Here is a 16,538-nt window from a genome sequence, read left to right on the forward strand (position 1 = left end):
GTAGGACGAGGCAGGGGGAAAGGGGATGCGGCGGAATGACGTTCTGCATCCTGGATGCGTGAATCGGCACGCCCGGGACGCAGGAAAGGCAGCTGATGGGACTGTCGGGGGCTGGGACAGACCTCCATGCAAACTGCGCAAGCGGCACAAAATCACGCCCGGAACGCTGCCGGGGCCGTCTGCATACCTCTCCAGGGCGCTCGCGGGCCGGAGACATCCGTTAATCCGCAGGCCAGGACGACGCAACCGCACTGCGGCGGCTCGGGAAATCGAGGGCGACACGCCCTCGCACCCTTAGCCCAGATGTGCACCCGCAGCCCTATTGCGACCTGCTTGCAGTAACCGCGAGGGGGTGCACCGCCCAGGAGGGACCCGGCCGGCCCAATCCGGCCCCAGTCGCCTTCGGCATATCGAGCCCGTCGTGACACTCACGGCGACTGCTGCCCCCACGCGCACCCTGATTTTCGCTGGGCAGCGGGCAACTCGCTTTCTAGGCAGTCGAGTTGAGCTACGTGGCGCGAGCGGGGGAGCTACTCGACGGTGCGGGCAAGGATGCCGAGCGTGGCGCGTAGACCGGCCTCGGGGATCACGGGGAAGATACCGGCCTCGCGGTACTTGTCGTCGATCTCGCTCCAGTCGTAGTCACCGGCTCGGCGCCGCCGGCCAATCGCGCTGAAGGCCAATCGCCGAGCGGTTGTCGCCCCAGGCGAGCGAAATACTGGGCATACGGGCGAGAGTTGCTACTGAACACTCGCGAAAGACAGCGGACTGTTCCTCTCGAATGGGCTGCAGTACGGCAGCTCCGCCTTCTCCAAGGGCTCGTCGCGGAAGAACCGGACGAGCAGGTCACAGAAGTCCCGCGGCCGCTGAAGGTGGGCAAGGTGCCCGCACTCGGCGATCGTCGTGAAGTGCGAGCCCGGCAGGTCCGCCGCCACCGCGCGGACCATGTCGGGCGTGGTGAGCGTGTCGTGTTCGCCGGTGAACACGAGGTACGGCACGGCGGGCAAGGGGGCCCGCCGGTACCAGTCGTGGGCCAGCAGCCGCCGGTTCCGCTCCACCGTCACCGCGACATCCCGCGGGGTCTGCGCCACGAACTGCTGGTGCATCAGACGTGCCAACGCCGCATGCTTGCGCACGGTGAGATCACCCGGTGGCGGCACGAAACACTGGACGAACTCCTCAGCCGTGTCTTCGACACGCCCGTCCTGGAGCATCCGCACCCATCCCACCAGGGCCTTAGCGAACCAGCCCGGGACGTGGTCCGACATGCCCTGGACAGCGACTCGTCGCAGATGTTCCGGATGATGCTGGGCAAGCCGGAGGCCGACCGCGCCGCCGTAACAGCCGGCGTACAAGTTCACCGGCCCGAGCCCCAGTTCGCCCAGCATGTGGTGCGCGCACTCGGCGAGGAAGTCGATGCCGTGCTCGGCCGGCAGGAAGTCCGCGTCTCCGAAGCCCGGCAGATCAACCGTGACGACCGTTCCCAGCTCCGCGAGCCACCGCTCATGCCGCACCCAGGAATACCGCGTCTGATCCGAGCCGCCGAGTACGAGAAGCGGCTCCGTGACCGGGGCACACCGTCGGACGATCCGAGCGGTGTACGCGTACCCCTCCCACGAGAGCCGACGCTCTTCCACTGCCGCGGACGCCCCGCCTCCCGGCATCTGCGAGGGGACGTGGACCGGGGAGACGGCAGAAGACACAGAGAACTCCGAGGAGAGACGGGACCACCGGAAGCCCCACTTGTACACGCCCCGTCGACAAGTAGCGGTGGCCGTCACCCGAAGGGGGCCGTACCTTCACTCGAAGGTGGGCGCGGCATACCGAACCGGAGCCGAATCACACCGCCCCCCGCCTCCGTCAACCCTGCTCAAAATGGAGCCAGTTGAAGCCGTCTGAGCGAGCTCTGGGGAGGACACCCAAGCCACCTCGACTCTTCCTCCGCGAAACCGACGACCGCTAGAGGCGGCCAGCACTCCGCCCCCTAGCGCTCGGACGCGGGGCAACCCGCAGAGTCCCATGCACTGCGAGGGTGCCAGGCTCGAACCTTTGGGTAGGGAAGCTGACGCCGCCGATAGGGAAGCACGTAAAGCTCTACACCTATCCGGTATTCCTGGCGGGGCTGCGGATCGACCGCGGTCCGCTGGAGGCCCAGCGGACGTCCTAGCGGTTCCGCGTCACCGAGGTGGAGCGACGCACACCCTGACCGGACCGGCAGGCCCTAGCTCGTGCGGTCATCGCCGGGATCCCCGGTTCCCCACCGATTCCAGAGTGTTTGCTGCCAGAGGCTGGAGATTGGTCCGGGCCGGGTCACGGGCGGAACCGGGCCTGGACCGGTCTCAATCAGGTGCACGAGCGACCAAGCGACGCCATAGCAGTCGTCCGGGCCGAAACAGGTGGCCAGAGCCGTGACAGGCCGGGAGATGGCTTCGATCTGCTCGGCTCGGCGGTCGATCTCCTCATCGTCGTCGGTGTCCCAGTCGGGGAGCGGGCCATCGGCGACGAACACACGGACTTCGGGTCTCATCTGCGAATGATCGACTGCTGCGTCCCGGTTGAGCAAAGCCCGTCGTCACGGGCCACAGAAATGGGGAGGGCCCTTATGAACCGGGGCTTTCCGAGGCGGCAGCCGCCACGGAACGGTCGCTGGATGGATCCAGTCCGTAGCGAGCGACTGCCCACCCATGGCGTGGTGGGTGGCGGGGCCGTAAGCGTCAGGGGCGACTGTCCTTGGCGACGAGCTGTACCAAGCCGACCCACACGAACAGCAGCTCCTCGGGCAGAAAGCATGTCTTTGCAGGTTCATCGGCCAGGACAAGAGCAGAACCGGCGCCCGCACCCACGGCGATCGCACCGGCCCAGCCCTCCATCTCGCAGGCGCGGTCGTAGTCATCACGGCCATCGGCATCTCCGAGGACGGACCCGCTCTCCGTGCATCCACCCCACGCGGATACCGAGGATTCCGGAATGAGGATCAAGGGGCCGCCCATCGACCGGAACCACACCAGTCCGGCGCGGTCACAGCGGTCAGTGTCAGGAGGAGCATCCATGCGCAGAGTGTGCCGCCCGCCACTGACACCGCGCGAAGGCCAGGGCCGGGCCGGCCTGGTCACTCGAACCTCGACGGCAACCGCTCGAAGTCGACACAGCCCGCAGCTGACCTACCTGACCCCCTACACCGTGCTCTCATCCTCCGGTTCCCCGGGCCGCACGCGCCCGGCCGAGCGCGAGTCGCTGCGCTTGGGGCTCGTGCGGATGCGAGGGCAGCCGACGAGCGCGAGCGCGACGCGCGGGTCATCGCGGCCAAACGGGCCGTCGTCAACTGGCAGAACGTGGAACGGCGTTACGGCCGCCGCCAAGAGCAGGTGGGCACCCTGCTCCTCGTCCCCTGACCCACCCTGGCCTGCGGCACTCAGCCGTCCTGCTCGTGATGGTCTTCTCATCGCTCGCAGGCAGGCGCGACAGAGGGCTCCCGGGGACACCACACCCTGGGAGCCCTTCGCCGTAGGGTGCCGGTATTCGCTCGGGGGCTACTCCCCCGGCTGAGCCAGCCCCCGAGTCCACTTCTCCTCGATCCGCCCGAACTTCCACACCAGCAGCGCCACCACCCAGGTGGCGAAGAACAGGCCGACGATCAGATAGCCGATGACGTTGAGGTCCAGAGTGCCAACCCAGTCCCAGAACGCTCCGTGCAGGCCCGCCTTGTCGGCGATGAGGCCCAGCAGTTCGACCGTCCCGATGATCAGCGCGACCGCGACCGACAGCCCGGTGATGGTGAGGTTGTAATACACCTTGCGGACGGGCTTGGAGAAGGCCCAGCCGTAGGCGAAGTTCATGAACGAACCGTCGATCGTGTCGAGCAGCGACATGCCGGCTGCGAACAGTACGGGTAGGCACAGGATCGCGTACCAGGGCAGTCCGGATGCCGCGCCGGAACCCGCGAGGACGAGCAGGGCGATCTCGGTGGCGGTATCGAAGCCGAGGCCGAAGAGCAGGCCCAGCGGATACATCTGCCACGGCTTGGTGATCGACTTCATGACGCGGCCGAGCAGGCGGTTCATGAAGCCGCGGTTGTTCAGCTGCTCCTCCAGCGCCGCCTCATCGAAGTGGCCCTGGCGCATCTGCCGGAACACCTTCCAGATCCCCACCATGATCACGAGGTTGATGATCGCGATGACGTACAGGAACGTTCCGGAGACGGTGGTGCCGATCCAGCCGGTGACGCTGTGCAGCGTGGAGTTGTCGTTCTGGACCGGGCCGGCCAGTGCCTTGACCCCGAGGGAGAGCAGGAAGGCCAGGGCGAAGACGATGCTGGAATGCCCGAGCGAGAACCAGAAGCCCACCGACAGCGGCCGCTGCCCTTCGTGCATGAGCTTGCGCGTGGTGTTGTCGATGGCCGCGATGTGGTCCGCGTCGAAGGCGTGCCGCATGCCGAGTGTGTAGGCGGTGACACCGATACCGATGCCGAACGTCTTGCTGCCCAGGCTGTAGTGCTCCGGTGCGACGACCGCCACCAGGGTGAACCAGCCGATGATGTGCAGCGCGAGGATGAACGCGGCCATCCCGCCCAGACTCGACCACTCCTTACGGGTCATCGACGGGCGGAGGCGGCCCCGCCTCGGGTCGGCATCGGCGGAAGCCGGCGCCATGTGATCGGGCGTGACGGACATGGGGACGTAAGCCTTACTACTCGTGGATCAAGCGCGTGGTTCATGCGCGCTTCCACGTTGTTGCATCAATTATGCAAGTACAACCAACCCGCAACAAAGACTCGGTCTGTCCTTGGCAGGGGCAAAGACCCCCGCGCCGCCCACCGCCGTCCAGGCACCTTCGATGCCGGCACTCGTCACCGGATCGCACCGCGTAGGTTCGGACGAGGGTCTTGCCGGGCTTTCCGCAGAAGAAGGGGCGCCGCGGGCTCCCCGGGCTGCTCCACCGCGACCGGATGCGATGGGTGGCACTCGGTCGCGGTGCTGACCGTGGAGGTGCGGTAGCAGCGGCGGTGCCGTTGCGAGCGTCCTTGGCCGGTCAGTGGCGCCGCTGACCGCACTGCCCGCTGGGCAGGCGGCGGACAAGTCAGCGGGCGCTGTTTCCGGCGGCAAGGCCGAAATCGCTGCGGGTGGTCGCCCAAGAGGGGGCGGAGCGCCGGGCAAGCCGTTCTCTTCAACGCCGATGGAAGAAGCCGGCCTGCCGTGATGCCGGCCGGCGCCGACGGCACAGTCACCATCAACACCGTCGCCGATCGAGGTCCTGGCGCCACCGACTGCCCCCTACGGTTCGGTCTGCCACCAGCGCCGGTGGCCCCTCGTGGCCCCGCGCATCAAAGACGCTGCTTGCACCGGCACCCCCGCTCCGGTCCCGGAGAGGCACGCAATCTGCCCTCGGCCTGGAAGGGGCGAAGTGACGAGTGGCGCCGCTCCGGTGCGGACACCCTTCGCGCTGCCGGGGCGAGGTGCGGATCGCCGGCCGGAGTGAAGGTCCGCGCAGCCTGACTGTCACACCCTCACGCGACTTCTCGACCGAGATCATGGCGCACGCCAAACTCCTGATGCGGTGGCGTATCGAGCTTTCAGCTCGACGAGGGGTCGGCGGGGCGGCTCCCTCGCGCATGCAGGTGAGCGCCGCCACGCGGGACGCCAGGCCGAAGGCGGAGACCAGATCCGGTGCCGGGTCCGCTCCGGCAGTGGCGCCTTGCAGTGCCTGCCGGGCGCGCTCGCCGCGGGCCGGACCGGGCCCCGCGGCAATGAGCCCCCGCATCATCAGTCCGCTCAACAGTCCCGCCATGAAGGCGTCTCCGGCGCCCACTGTGTCCACGACCGCCACTCGCCGGCCCGGAACGGCCACGTGCCCTCCACGCCAGTAGGCGTGCGCGCCGGCTGCGCCCAGGGTGAGCACGACCAGCGCCGGCCCAGTGGCCGCCCACTCGCGGGCGACGTCCGTGTGGGCGGGGTAGAGCCAAGCCAGGCCTGCGACTGCTTTGGACTTGGCAGGCGAGCTGTCGCACTGAGCGGGGCCCAACCCTGGCCACCCGGCGTGACAGCAGTAGAGCCGGCCGCGTACTGCCCCCCCCCGAGGGCACGAGTAAACGCAGGCTCGCGGGCATCTACGGCCGTCGCGCCCTCAGGCCCGGCGGAAGAGATCGTAGCCGCCGGTCTGCCGCCAGGAGCCTGGGCTGTACGGGCGCGGCACACCTCTCGGCCCGCCTGGAGCCACAGCCGGTCCAGAGCGTCGTAGACCGGGGTGTACTGGGGTGTCCGACTGAGCCCAGAGGCCCCCGGGGAGGAGCGCGATGCCGTAGGCGACGGGCGGTGCCAGGGCAACGTGGGTTCCATGCGCGGCCTCAACGCGCGGTCCGTGCTTACGTCGCGGAGCGTGACGCGACCGTTATCCGTGCCGGCCGACACCCCGGAAGGTCCGGCTTGCTGTGTCAGCTGTGCGGCGGGCGGGTGGCCGTCTCCAGGTAGAAGGCGTCGATGCTCTGCACCGCCTGCTCGAACTCCTGGAGGTTGACGGGCTTGGTGACGTAGGCGTTGGCGTGGCTGCTGTACGCACCGGTGACGTCGTCGGGGGCCGAGGATGTGGTGAGGACGACGACCGGGATCGTCTGGAGGTTCTCGTCGTTCTTGAGGACCCGGAGCAGCTCGCGGCCGTTCATGCGGGGCATGTTGAGGTCGAGCACGATGAGGTCGGGACGCACGCTGTCGGGGTCGCGCAGGTACTCCAGGGCGGCCACGCCGTCGGTGGTCTGCACGAGGTTGCGGGACCCCCGCTCGGAGAGGGCTTCCTCGATGAGCATGGCGTCGGCGATGTCGTCTTCGACGAGCAGGACGTCGTAGGCGCGGGCGGGGGCGGTCATCATCGGTTGCTCCTGGGGTGCTTCGGAAGAGTGGTGGAAGAGTTCCGGCCAACGCCGGCGGGCGCCTTGGCGGGTCATGCCGCTCGCCTCGCCGATCTGCGGGTATCCGGCACCGGCCTGTGCGGCTTGCTCGGCCGCGGAACGTTGGAGGCGTTCGGCGGAGCGCTGGAGCTGGACCAGGACGTGCAGCAGGGTCAACGCGGGTGTTGCCGCGCCGCTGTCCTGATATCCGGTTTCCTGGAGCATGTGCTGGGCGATGCGCCGCGCAAGGTTGCCGACCGCCACGTCCGTCAACTCGGCCGACTCCTGCGGCGAGGTCCGAGGTGGGGAATTCTTGCCTGGCATGCCTGCACCTTAGGCCCTCAAACAACCCCGCGACAACATTGGTTGTCGGACAGGCTCTAGAGTGTGCGCGGCGCTGTTTCGAGGCAGCACAGGCGGAGGGGCACGAGGATGACCGGCGACGAGAGGCAACCGTGGGGGCGGGGGCTGTCCGGGTGGACGACGCGGCGCTGGCTCCGCGTGGGCGTGGCCATTTCTTTGGCCGTCCTGACCGCTCTGGGAGTGACGGGTGCGTGGGTACTGGGGCGTACGGCCTCGATCAGCAATGAACTCGTCGATGTGAAGGCCCCGGCGTTGAGCACCTCGTTCCGGCTGGAGTCGGCGCTACTCAACCAGGAGACGGGGATCCGCGGCTACGGCCTGACGGGTACGCCCGCCTTCCTGGAGCCCTACCAGCAGGGACTCACCGAGCAGGCGACTTACACCGCCACCCTGGAGCGGCTGCTGGACGACGACGGCGCCGAACTGGGTGATCTGCGCAGGGTGCAGAGCGCGGTGGAGAAGTGGCAGGCGCGGATTGCCCGGCCGATCGCGGCCTCACCGGCCGGGGCCGCCTCACCGCTTGCTACCGAGCGTGCCGACGAGGGCAGGACGGAGTTCGACGCACTGCGGTCCGCCATGGCACGGCAGCAGGACCGGCTGCGTGCCGATGCGCTGACTGCCCGCACGGACCTGTCGGACACGATGCGCCTGCGCAACTGGGTTTTCGCGGCGATCGCCCTGGTCATCGTCGCCCTGGCCGGCCTGGTCTTCGAGGGACTGCGCCGCGGCGTCACCAAGCCCCTGGAACAGCTCGGCGCCGATGCCCGGCACATCAGTGCCGGCGACTTCACCCGCCCGATCACCCCGACCGGACCCGCGGACCTGCGACAGTTGAGCACGGAGATCGACTCCATGCGCCTGCGCCTGGTGCGGGAACTGGAAGCCACCGAGCAGGCACGGCAGCACCTGGACGCACAGGCCGCCGACCTGCAACGCTCCAACACCGAGCTGGAGCAGTTCGCCTACGTCGCCTCCCACGATTTGCAGGAGCCGCTGCGCAAGGTGTCCAGCTTCACCCAGCTCCTCCAGCGCCGCTACACGGGCCAGTTGGACGCGAAGGCCGACCAGTACATCGCTTTCGCGGTCGACGGCGCCAACCGCATGCAGACCCTGATCAACGACCTGCTGGAGTTCTCCCGCGTGGGCCGGGTCCACAACACGCACGAGGGCATCGCGCTGGACGGTGTGGTGGAGCGCACGCTGTCCTCGCTCAGCGTCAGCATCGAGGAGACCGGCGCCGAGATCACGTGTGATGAGCTGCCTAAGCTGGTCGCCGATCCCACACAGATGGGCATGCTGTGGCAGAACCTGATCGGCAACGCGATCAAGTTCCATCGCCCCGGACAGACTCCGCACATCCACATCACGGCCGCCCGCGAGGGCGAGCTGTGGCAGTTCTCGGTCACTGACAACGGCATCGGGATCGCGCCCGAGTACGCCGAAAAGGTCTTCGTGATCTTCCAGCGGCTGCACACCAAGGACGCCTACAGCGGCAGCGGCATCGGCCTCGCGATGTGCAAGAAGATCGTCGAATTCCACGGCGGCACCATCGCCGTCGACCCGCGATACACGGACGGCACCCGCATCACCTTCACCCTCGCCGAAGCACCCCCGTCGGTTTCCACGCCTCCGGTGTCTCTGGTACGCGCCCGAGCCGGTGTTGGACCGCAGGGCACCGCGGGTGCGGAGCAGGGCGCCGCCCATTCCGTGGCGGAGCCGACTCCATGACCGTCTCGGCAACAGCGTTTCCCGACATCGCACCCGGTGGGCCGGTCTACCGGGTGCTCCTGATCGAGGACGACGAGGGCGACGCACTGCTCGTCGAAGAGCTCCTCCACGACACGGGCCTTCGCTTCGAGCTCACCACCCGCACCAGTCTCGCGGACTCGCGCGCCGACCTGACCGCGGCACCCTTCGACTGCATCCTGCTCGACCTCCACCTGCCGGACGTCTCCGGGACCCAAGCGGTCACCGCCGTCCGCTCTCTCGCTCCGCACACCGCTGTGATCGTCCTGACGGGCCTGTCCGAGTCCCAGGCCGGACCTGATGCCATGGCGGCCGGTGCCCAGGACTACCTCGTCAAGGGCACGGTCGAGGCAGACCTGCTGCGCCGCACCCTGAGCTATGCCGTCTACCGCAGCCAGACCGAACGCGCCGGCGCCGAAGCCCAGGCCGTGCGCATGCGCGCCGAGGAGAACGCCCGCCTCGAACGCGGACTGCTCCCCCAGCCCATCCTCGACACTTCCACCGTGCGCGTCACCTCCCGCTACCTTCCCGGGCGTGAACTGGCCCTGCTCGGCGGCGACTTCCTCGACGTCGTCGAATGCGACGACGGCCTGCTGCGCGCCGTCGTGGGCGATGTCAGCGGCCACGGACCCGACGCCGCGGCGCTGGGCGTCTGTCTGCGCATCGCCTGGCGCTCCCTCGTCCTGGGCGGACACCGCGGCCCCGACCTGCTCCACCTCATGGAGCGCATCCTGATCGCCGAACGCGGCACCCACCCGCTGTTCGCGACGTGCGCCCTGCTCACCCTCGACGAGAAGGCCGGCACCGCCACCCTGCACCTGGCCGGCCACCACGAGCCGCTCCTCACCACACCGGCGGGAACGGTGGAGGTGCGCGCCGCCCACGGCATCGCCCTGGGCATCGCCCCCGACCTGTGCCACTGGCCGGCCACTGCCATACCCCTGCCCGACCACGGTGCGCTGACCCTCTACACCGACGGCCTCACCGAGGGCCACAACGGCACCGTGGACGGGCGGCTCGGTGTTGAAGGACTGCTCGCCCTGATCGAGCAACTCCCGTCGGCCGACCCGGCCGTGCACGTCGACCGTCTCATCAAGGAGACGCACGCACTCAACGCCGGACGGCACTCCGACGACCTCGCCGTCCTCCGCCTCGACTGGGGTACGGGCTGAACCTCACGATCACCCGGCCCGGGCCAGAGCATCCGATCCATCACGCACCTCATGATCGCGGCGGCCGTGACGCAGGCCCGAGACCCGCGAATGCCCCCTCCCGCACTCCCGCACTCCCGCACTCCCGCACTCCCGCACTCCCGCACTCCCGCACTCCCCAGGAGCATCCAGGAGCCCCCATGGCAGACAGCCAATTCCGTCCCGGTCCCGTCGCGGCGCAGTTTGCCCGCAACGGCTGCCACGTGATCGTGGCGCGTGGTGAGCTCGACCTCGACACGACGGCCGACCTGGCCGCGGCCCTGGCCAAGGCCGCCGGCGAGCACGGTGTGGTCGTTCTCGACCTCAGCGCCGTCACCTTCGCCGATTCCGCACTCCTCAACCTGCTGCTGCACACCCATCGCGCCACGACACTGCATATCGCCGCTCCGCATCCACGGGTCGTCCTCCTGCTTGAGATGACCGGAGCGGACCAGGTCCTCCACCTGTTCTCGACCGTCGACGACGCCTGCACCTCGGATCCCTCCTAGCTCACGGCCTATTGGGCATCGCGACGTCCGGCACAAGCAGTGCCGGTCGGTTGGTCAGTCGAGGCGGGCCGCCGGTTCGCCCAGACCGTGCCTTCGGCCACCAGCAGTTCGAGGAGACAGGACCCCGGCGCGTACTTGTAGGCGTCCGTCAGCAGCTCGCTCACCACCAGCAGGGCAGTCCCCGAGGACAGCACACCCGGGGATATGCACCACGGGTCTCTACCAGGCCGCCAACCGAAGGGAAGGAGGGAAAGTCCGCGCCTACTGGGCTAGGCGGGCCGAAAGGCAGCGCCGGTTGAAAGCTGCGATCCCCTCACACAGGGGAGACGTGGACCATGCCAAACTCTCAGAGCCGTTAACCCAGCGCCGAGCCGGCCTGCGAAGGTGGCTGTGTCGTCGTTGCCCCAGTCTGGCGGTCAGGTCCGGGGGCGGCGTACGACGAGGACAGCGGCGGTGTCGTCATCCAGGCCGTGATCGCTGTAGGCGGTGAGGTCGGCGACAAGACGGGCCGTGATGTCACGGTCGGGTGCTGAGCTCCAGGCCGTGAGGCGTTCGGCGAGGGGGTAGAACTCCCCCAGTCGGTCGCGGGTCTCGCTGACTCCATCGGTATACATCAAGATCCGGTCACCGGCCTGGAAGGCGACTTCCTCGACGACATGGTCGTGGTCCAGTTCGACGGGCAGATGGACGGGCGGCGAGGGATCGCGGAAGGTGAGATACACAGCCTGCCCATCCGCGCCTTGGCGGACCGGCGGCGGGTGTCCACAGCTGAGCAGCCGCATGAGTGGCTGATCGTCGGGAATCTCCGCCAGGAGCACGGTGGCGAAGCGGTCAGCGTCCACGATCCCGGCCCGGGAGGCGTGGTGACGCATACTTGCTTCCAACTTCCGGGCCACGCCCGGCAGGTCGTCTTCCCCGTAGGCGCTCTCACGGAACGAACCGAGCAACACCGCCGCGCTCTCCACGGCGCCCAGGCCCTTCCCCTGGACGTCGCCGATCATCATCCGCACGCCGCCGGGCACCCGCAGCGCCTTGTAGAAGTCCCCGCCGAGGTGAGCGCCGGCCACTGAGGTCTCGTACAGCAGGTACAGGTCCACCGCCCCCAGATGTTCCGGCAGCGGGTGCTGCAAGGCCCGCTGGGCCACGTCGGCAACGACTGTGGCCTGCCGCAGCTGCTGCTCACGACGCTGGCGTACCGCACTGCACCACGCAGCGACTCCACTGATGATCATCACTAGGACGGCGCCGCTCACACCACGGGACAGCACATCGCCCCATGCGGCCTCGCACAGCACGAGGGCCATCGCCGCGGCGACGCCGAAGCCCAGCGTGGGCCATACCCCCCAGGAGACGGCGGCCAAGGTAGGTACGACGTACAGCAAGGCGTCGTAGCGCTGGACCCTGGGGGTAATCAGGTCGACGACGACAGCGCAAGCAATCAGTAGGACGGGCAGGAGACGCACGAGACGGTAGCGCTGGTTGCCTGTATCAGGACAGTTCACCCGCCCATCCTGGTGCTGCCGTGCTCAAGACGAGGTGCCCGCGCGGGCGACACGCTGAACACGCTCTTGACGGTCGACCGCGAGAGCGCCGGGGGCATCCGCTGCCCAGCAGCGACCACTCGTGCGCACCGGCCGGATCTGACCTCCTCGAAACATCCCCGCACTCATCCCGGCACACCAAATGGCTCACTTCTTCCGCAGACAGTGATGCCCCGACCCCTGGGCGGGAGTTGCCGAAACCACAGCAGCGCAGAGGAAGAGTCCGTACTCGCGACCTGCCGGGTCGGCCCCCTGGGGGTGCTTGGCTCCTCCCAGTCTCTTTCGCGGCGCGCGGGGACATCGGCATGTTTGCTGATCACTGGCGAGTCGTTAGCGAGGCGGAGAAGTTCACGTCCGACCCCGACATCGTCCCTCGACGCAGCAGGCGGCCCTCTCTGAGAGGGGTACCGCAGCGGACCGCGCAGGACGGCTTGACCTTGCCCGTGCCACCCCCCTCTGTGCACAGGGGGGTGGCAGGGACCGCCGGGGACGGATCGCTCCGGGTCAAGGGCGGGACCATCGTGGCGCATGTGATGGGCTGGGGCGACGCGCTCCTGGCCGCCTGACATCTCAGCGCCTTGGGAGCCCGGCTGTCAGCCGCCGTGTTCGTACCGGCTTGCAGATGTACTGGATCCCGGTTGGTGGGCCGGCGGGGTCAGTGCGTCTCCGGTGCGCCGAGGACAGTCTCCTGAGTAATGAAGTCGATCAACGCCGGAATGCCTCCCTCTTCCACGATGTGGCGCTGTTGGTCGGCGCCTGTGCCCTCGCGCAGGAGGCGGTGCACGAGGGGTTCGACGTGTCGCATGTCGCCGTGCTCCTCCAGGGCCGGGGTGACGTGTTCGACGAGCCGGCACAGCACGTCACCCGCGGCATGGGGACGGCCGCCCGGGTCCAGGAGGGTGGAGGTGAGGCCGTGGCGGGCCGCGTGCCACATGCTGGCCTGCAAAACCTCTGGGCGGCAGGTCGGTTCGGGGACGTCGTCCTTGTGTTCGCGCAGTGCGGTGGCTGCCAGGGCTCGCACGATCCCGGCGAGCATGGCCGCGTCGTCGACCCTGAGTTGGACGTCCATGCAGCGCACTTCCACCGTGGGGTAGTGCTCGGACAGGCGTGCCTGCCAGTACAGCTGGCCCGTGTCGCCGATGACGGTGGATGCCACCAGTGCGTCGAGGCTCTCTTCGTAGTCGGCGAGGCCGTCGAAGCGCGGCGGCGGGCCGCAGACGGGCCAGCGGGTGAAAGCAAGGGTGCGCCAGCTCGCGAACAGCGTGTCCTGGCCCTTCCAGAAGGGGGAGTTCGCCGACATCGCCAGCAGCGTGGGCAGCCACACCCGGATGCGGTTCAGGACCGCGACGCCCGTTTCCCGGTCCGGCATCCCGACATGCACATGCATCCCGTTGACCAGGAGTTCCTCCGCGATGCGGCCGCCCTGGTCGTGCAACCGCACGTAGCGGCGCCCGCTGGTGACCGGTACCTGCCCCTCGCCCATGACGGGAGCGGACGCGGTCGCGGCCAGCCGGCAGCCCGAGGCCTCGGCTGCCTCACTCAGCGCGTGGCGCAGCCGCAGCAGATGCCCGGCCACCTCGGTCAGCTCCTGGCACACCGGCGTGGCGATCTCCACCTGGGCCTGCAGAAGCTCGGGCTGTACCTCGTCCTCGCCCGCGACATCGTCAAGACCCGCGGCGCGGCGCACCTGTTCCGACCGGGCAACCGGGTGTCCGGTCTCCGGGTCCAGCAGCAGGTACTCCTCTTCAACCCCAACAGTGATCACAGGGAGTGGGTACCCGGTCCAGGGCCTTCGTACCAGCAAAAAGGCAGATCCGATGACACCCCCGGTGGCGGGAGCGGTTCGAGGGGGCGGGAGTTGTGACCGGCCTCGCGAAGCAGGACCTCGTCGGCCTCGAACAACTCCGAGGACGCACACCAGGCGGTGTCGTCGCCCGCGCCATGCAGCGCATCCTCGCGCTGACCACCGCGATCCGGCATCAACGACCACCGGACAGCCCGTTCTGCGCTCACTGACCGCCTACGACCACTGATCCCTCGGGACCGGTCACCAACCCGTGCTATTTTTGTGAGCAAGCGTTCAACTATGGAGGTCGGGATGGGGCGCAGGCAGCTCTGGGATCAGGACGAGGTGCTGGCCTCGGCCATGCGGCTGTTCCGCCACAGGGGGTACGCCGGCGCCTCGCTGCGGGACATCGAGGAGGCCACCGGACTGCACCCGGGGAGCCTGTACCGGACCTTCCAGAGCAAGGACGGCCTGTTCCGCGCCGCCCTGGATGCCTACAACGAGCGGGTGGTGCAGGGGCGGGTCCGGGTCCACCTGATGGAGCTGGCAGACCCCCTGGCCGGCATTCGCTCGTTCTTCACCTCGACGATCGAGACCGGCGCGGAGCCCGACCCGGGCTGCCTGCTCACCAACACCGCCGTCGAGTCCTTCACCCTCCCCCAGGCCGCCGTCGGCGTGCACCACGGCCTGGCAGTGATCGAAGGCGGTTTCGCCGACGCACTGACCCGCGCCCGGCACCGCGGCGACACGCCGCCGGACCTCGATGTCGGGGCCACGGCCGCCCACCTGCTCGCGCTCTACCAGGGCCTGCTGGTGCTCGTCCGGGCCGGCCTGCCCCGCACCACACTGCACAGCGTCACCGACGGCGCGATGGCGTCGATCGGCTCCCTGAGGACTCCACGAAAGCAGGACGACCATGAGTGACACCCAGCGGCTTTGGAACGACTACGCCGCCTGCTGGTCGGCCGACCCCGCCGACCGGCTCGCCGCCCTCGGCGCGGTCGCGGTGGACGAGGTCACCTACCGCGACCCCGGGACCGAGGTCGCCAGCCTGACCGAACTCGCCGCCTACATGGCCGGCTTCGCCGAAGCCTTCCCCGGCCACCGGTTCCGCATTGACGAGGTGCTGGAGCACCACGACCGCTCCCTCGCCCGCTGGACCCAGCTCGGCGGGCAGGGCGAGACCGCGTCGACCGGCATCAGCACCGCCCGCCACCACGAGGACGGGAGCCTCGCCGACATCACCGGCTTCTTCCTCCCGGCCTAGCCGATTGATTTCGGGATCGGTTTTCGTAGGCGGTGAGTGATCGCAGGGCCGGCCGGCCCTGCGATCTTGTGTTTGTGCCGGATCGCTACGGTCAGTGCGAGGATGCGTTGCAGCATCCCGGACGGTCACGCCGCTCGGGATGCGTCCGCCGTGGCGTTCGAGGTCGAGCTGACTCTTGAGTGTCTGGCTCGCCGACTCGATCAGCTACCGGAGCCACTTGAACAGGTACGATCCGGCCCTCAGGGCCTCGCCCTTGCGGGCGGCGGCTGTGACCGAGCTCCTCGCCTGGCGGTATTCGCCAACTGGAACGCTCACCCCTGAACCGATCTTGAGCCATCTGGGCGTCCCATCACCCATGCTCCGGCGCAGACGCCTGGCTACATCCCGTGCCTCACGTCAGAGGTCTTGTGCCGCGCCCTGGAGCTTCAACGCCGATGGCAGGCTGTTGAACGCGTCCACGGGGCTCCGGGCGGCGGTCAGCCTGTTCTGGATGTCTCTGTCGAGGGGGCATCGGCACCACCGCACTGGTTCAGGGGGCTGCCGATCGGCAGCCCAAGGAGGTTGCCGCCGCCTGCTCCGGTACCGCGAGTGGTGCTGCCCGACGCCTGAGCACCGGTGTGCAGATTGGCGCAGTCGGTCCCGAAAGCCGGGGAGATGAAGTCACCTACACCGCCGGCGACAGCGGAATCAGCGGCGAGGACGCTACCTGCCACGGCGGTAGCGATCAGAGTGGGCCGAGGACCCGCCCGTCGATTCCGCGGAGCGGATGTTCAGATGCTGCGACGTCGAGCATGCCCGTGGCTGGCTGGGCGGCACCGTGCTGATCACCACTACCCGTACGGAGCATTGCCCGGTCTGGGGCTGGCATCGATAACGTGCCCTGCACATAACGGCATTGCCACGAAGCGGGCTCGTCGGTGATGGCCGCGGCGATGCGGCCGCGCTCACGCCAGCCGGCCGCATCGCCGTCGTCGGCCGGCCCCGAAGCGGTCGGGCAGGCAGGTTCAACTCCGCGGCTCGCTCGTGGAGGTAGGGCGTGTCGCCGGAGTAGTGGAAGAGGCACACCACATCCGCGCCGGCGGACGAGCGCGGGACGTGGAGGGCGCGGCGCGAGAACGGTGAGGGCTGCACGAGGGGCGGGCCCAGGGAGCCCGCCGTGGCGCGGGAAGGCGCCACGGCGGGTGGAGGCGCGGGACCGGTTCCAAGAGCCCCGCACTGAGGATTCGCGGCCCGGGACCGTTTGGATGGGTGCGCCTTGC

At 68.8% G+C, this 16,538-nt stretch carries 15 protein-coding genes and 2 pseudogenes; 6 read left to right on the plus strand and 11 right to left on the minus strand.

Features of this window, described 5'->3' with window-relative positions; genetic code table 11:
- Positions 1–530: 530 nt before the first annotated feature.
- The 7 genes from CG740_RS19320 to CG740_RS19350 form a co-directional block, all read right to left on the minus strand.
- A complete protein-coding gene (locus CG740_RS19320) occupies positions 531–683 on the minus strand; it encodes a hypothetical protein (protein WP_199846510.1) in 153 nt (50 codons plus the stop codon).
- Between the two features lie 57 nt (positions 684–740).
- Entirely contained in the window at positions 741–1,664 is a 924-nt protein-coding gene (locus CG740_RS19325) for an alpha/beta fold hydrolase (RefSeq protein WP_100576652.1), read from the minus strand.
- A 557-nt stretch (positions 1,665–2,221) separates the two neighbouring features.
- Positions 2,222–2,527 carry a hypothetical protein gene (locus tag CG740_RS19330; RefSeq protein ID WP_100576444.1) on the minus strand — a complete coding sequence of 102 codons (306 nt, stop codon included), beginning with the start codon at positions 2,525–2,527 and terminating at the stop codon, positions 2,222–2,224.
- A 187-nt stretch (positions 2,528–2,714) separates the two neighbouring features.
- A complete protein-coding gene (locus tag CG740_RS19335) occupies positions 2,715–3,050 on the minus strand; it encodes an Imm21 family immunity protein (protein WP_234376370.1) in 336 nt (111 codons plus the stop codon).
- Between the two features lie 480 nt (positions 3,051–3,530).
- The gene (locus CG740_RS19340) at positions 3,531–4,595 is read right to left on the minus strand and encodes a HoxN/HupN/NixA family nickel/cobalt transporter (RefSeq protein ID WP_100576654.1); all 1,065 of its coding nucleotides are present in this window, start codon (positions 4,593–4,595) and stop codon (positions 3,531–3,533) included.
- Positions 4,596–5,226: 631 nt separating this feature from the next.
- On the minus strand, positions 5,227–6,018 hold the full coding sequence (locus CG740_RS19345) for a PfkB family carbohydrate kinase (protein ID WP_100576445.1): 792 nt from the start codon (positions 6,016–6,018) through the stop codon (positions 5,227–5,229).
- 409 nt (positions 6,019–6,427) lie between these two features.
- On the minus strand, positions 6,428–7,201 hold the full coding sequence (locus CG740_RS19350) for a response regulator (RefSeq protein ID WP_100576446.1): 774 nt from the start codon (positions 7,199–7,201) through the stop codon (positions 6,428–6,430).
- 108 nt (positions 7,202–7,309) lie between these two features.
- Between CG740_RS19350 and CG740_RS19355 the strand changes: the two genes are divergently transcribed.
- From CG740_RS19355 to CG740_RS19365, 3 genes are all read left to right on the plus strand, one after another.
- On the plus strand, positions 7,310–8,968 hold the full coding sequence (locus CG740_RS19355) for a sensor histidine kinase (RefSeq protein WP_100576447.1): 1,659 nt from the start codon (positions 7,310–7,312) through the stop codon (positions 8,966–8,968).
- Positions 8,965–10,158: a PP2C family protein-serine/threonine phosphatase gene (locus CG740_RS19360; RefSeq protein WP_100576448.1), complete on the plus strand. Its 1,194-nt coding sequence runs from the start codon at positions 8,965–8,967 to the stop codon at positions 10,156–10,158. Before CG740_RS19355 ends, CG740_RS19360 begins: the two co-directional genes overlap by 4 nt.
- Positions 10,159–10,337: 179 nt before the next feature.
- Entirely contained in the window at positions 10,338–10,685 is a 348-nt protein-coding gene (locus CG740_RS19365) for an STAS domain-containing protein (RefSeq protein ID WP_100576449.1), read from the plus strand.
- Positions 10,686–11,101: 416 nt separating this feature from the next.
- Here CG740_RS19365 and CG740_RS19370 read toward each other — a convergent pair whose 3' ends face one another.
- On the minus strand, positions 11,102–12,187 hold the full coding sequence (locus tag CG740_RS19370; RefSeq protein WP_159030341.1) for a PP2C family protein-serine/threonine phosphatase: 1,086 nt from the start codon (positions 12,185–12,187) through the stop codon (positions 11,102–11,104).
- A gap of 694 nt (positions 12,188–12,881) precedes the next feature.
- Complete coding sequence (locus CG740_RS19380; RefSeq protein WP_100576452.1) at positions 12,882–13,991, minus strand: carboxylate-amine ligase; 1,110 nt, start codon at positions 13,989–13,991, stop codon at positions 12,882–12,884.
- Positions 13,992–14,119: 128 nt separating this feature from the next.
- Here CG740_RS19380 and CG740_RS19385 point away from each other — a divergent pair.
- From CG740_RS19385 to CG740_RS19395, 3 genes and pseudogenes are all read left to right on the plus strand, one after another.
- Positions 14,120–14,259, plus strand: a pseudogene (locus tag CG740_RS19385) (IS982 family transposase); the annotation flags it as partial.
- Positions 14,260–14,324: 65 nt separating this feature from the next.
- Positions 14,325–14,936, plus strand: a complete 612-nt coding sequence (locus CG740_RS19390) for a TetR/AcrR family transcriptional regulator (protein WP_100576453.1) — start codon at positions 14,325–14,327, stop codon at positions 14,934–14,936.
- Positions 14,929–15,279, plus strand: coding sequence for a nuclear transport factor 2 family protein (locus CG740_RS19395; protein WP_100576454.1), 351 nt, complete (start codon positions 14,929–14,931; stop codon positions 15,277–15,279). The genes CG740_RS19390 and CG740_RS19395 overlap by 8 nt, the downstream gene beginning before the upstream one ends.
- On the opposite strand, the pseudogene CG740_RS41755 reads toward CG740_RS19395, so the two are convergent.
- Positions 15,254–15,540 (minus strand): annotated as a pseudogene (locus CG740_RS41755) (hypothetical protein); the annotation flags it as partial. The gene CG740_RS19395 and the pseudogene CG740_RS41755 overlap by 26 nt on opposite strands.
- Positions 15,541–15,755: 215 nt before the next feature.
- Positions 15,756–15,992 (minus strand): chaplin family protein, encoded by a 237-nt coding sequence (locus CG740_RS41910; protein ID WP_159030342.1) that lies wholly within the window; start codon positions 15,990–15,992, stop codon positions 15,756–15,758.
- Between the last annotated feature and the right edge of the window lie 546 nt (positions 15,993–16,538).

This window comes from Streptomyces sp. CB01201, from assembly GCF_002803085.1.
Lineage (GTDB): Bacteria > Actinomycetota > Actinomycetes > Streptomycetales > Streptomycetaceae > Streptomyces > Streptomyces hundungensis.

Coding starts and splice junctions, on each gene's coding strand:
- CG740_RS19360 (WP_100576448.1), top strand. CDS start 8,965: ATGACCGTCTCGGCAACAGCGTTTCCCGACATCGCACCCGGTGGGCCG.
- CG740_RS19390 (WP_100576453.1), top strand. CDS start 14,325: ATGGGGCGCAGGCAGCTCTGGGATCAGGACGAGGTGCTGGCCTCGGCC.
- CG740_RS19365 (WP_100576449.1), top strand. CDS start 10,338: ATGGCAGACAGCCAATTCCGTCCCGGTCCCGTCGCGGCGCAGTTTGCC.
- CG740_RS19340 (WP_100576654.1), bottom strand. CDS start 4,595: ATGACCCGTAAGGAGTGGTCGAGTCTGGGCGGGATGGCCGCGTTCATC.
- CG740_RS19335 (WP_234376370.1), bottom strand. CDS start 3,050: ATGGATGCTCCTCCTGACACTGACCGCTGTGACCGCGCCGGACTGGTG.
- CG740_RS19325 (WP_100576652.1), bottom strand. CDS start 1,664: ATGCCGGGAGGCGGGGCGTCCGCGGCAGTGGAAGAGCGTCGGCTCTCG.
- CG740_RS19355 (WP_100576447.1), top strand. CDS start 7,310: ATGACCGGCGACGAGAGGCAACCGTGGGGGCGGGGGCTGTCCGGGTGG.
- CG740_RS19330 (WP_100576444.1), bottom strand. CDS start 2,527: ATGAGACCCGAAGTCCGTGTGTTCGTCGCCGATGGCCCGCTCCCCGAC.
- CG740_RS19350 (WP_100576446.1), bottom strand. CDS start 7,201: ATGCCAGGCAAGAATTCCCCACCTCGGACCTCGCCGCAGGAGTCGGCC.
- CG740_RS19395 (WP_100576454.1), top strand. CDS start 14,929: ATGAGTGACACCCAGCGGCTTTGGAACGACTACGCCGCCTGCTGGTCG.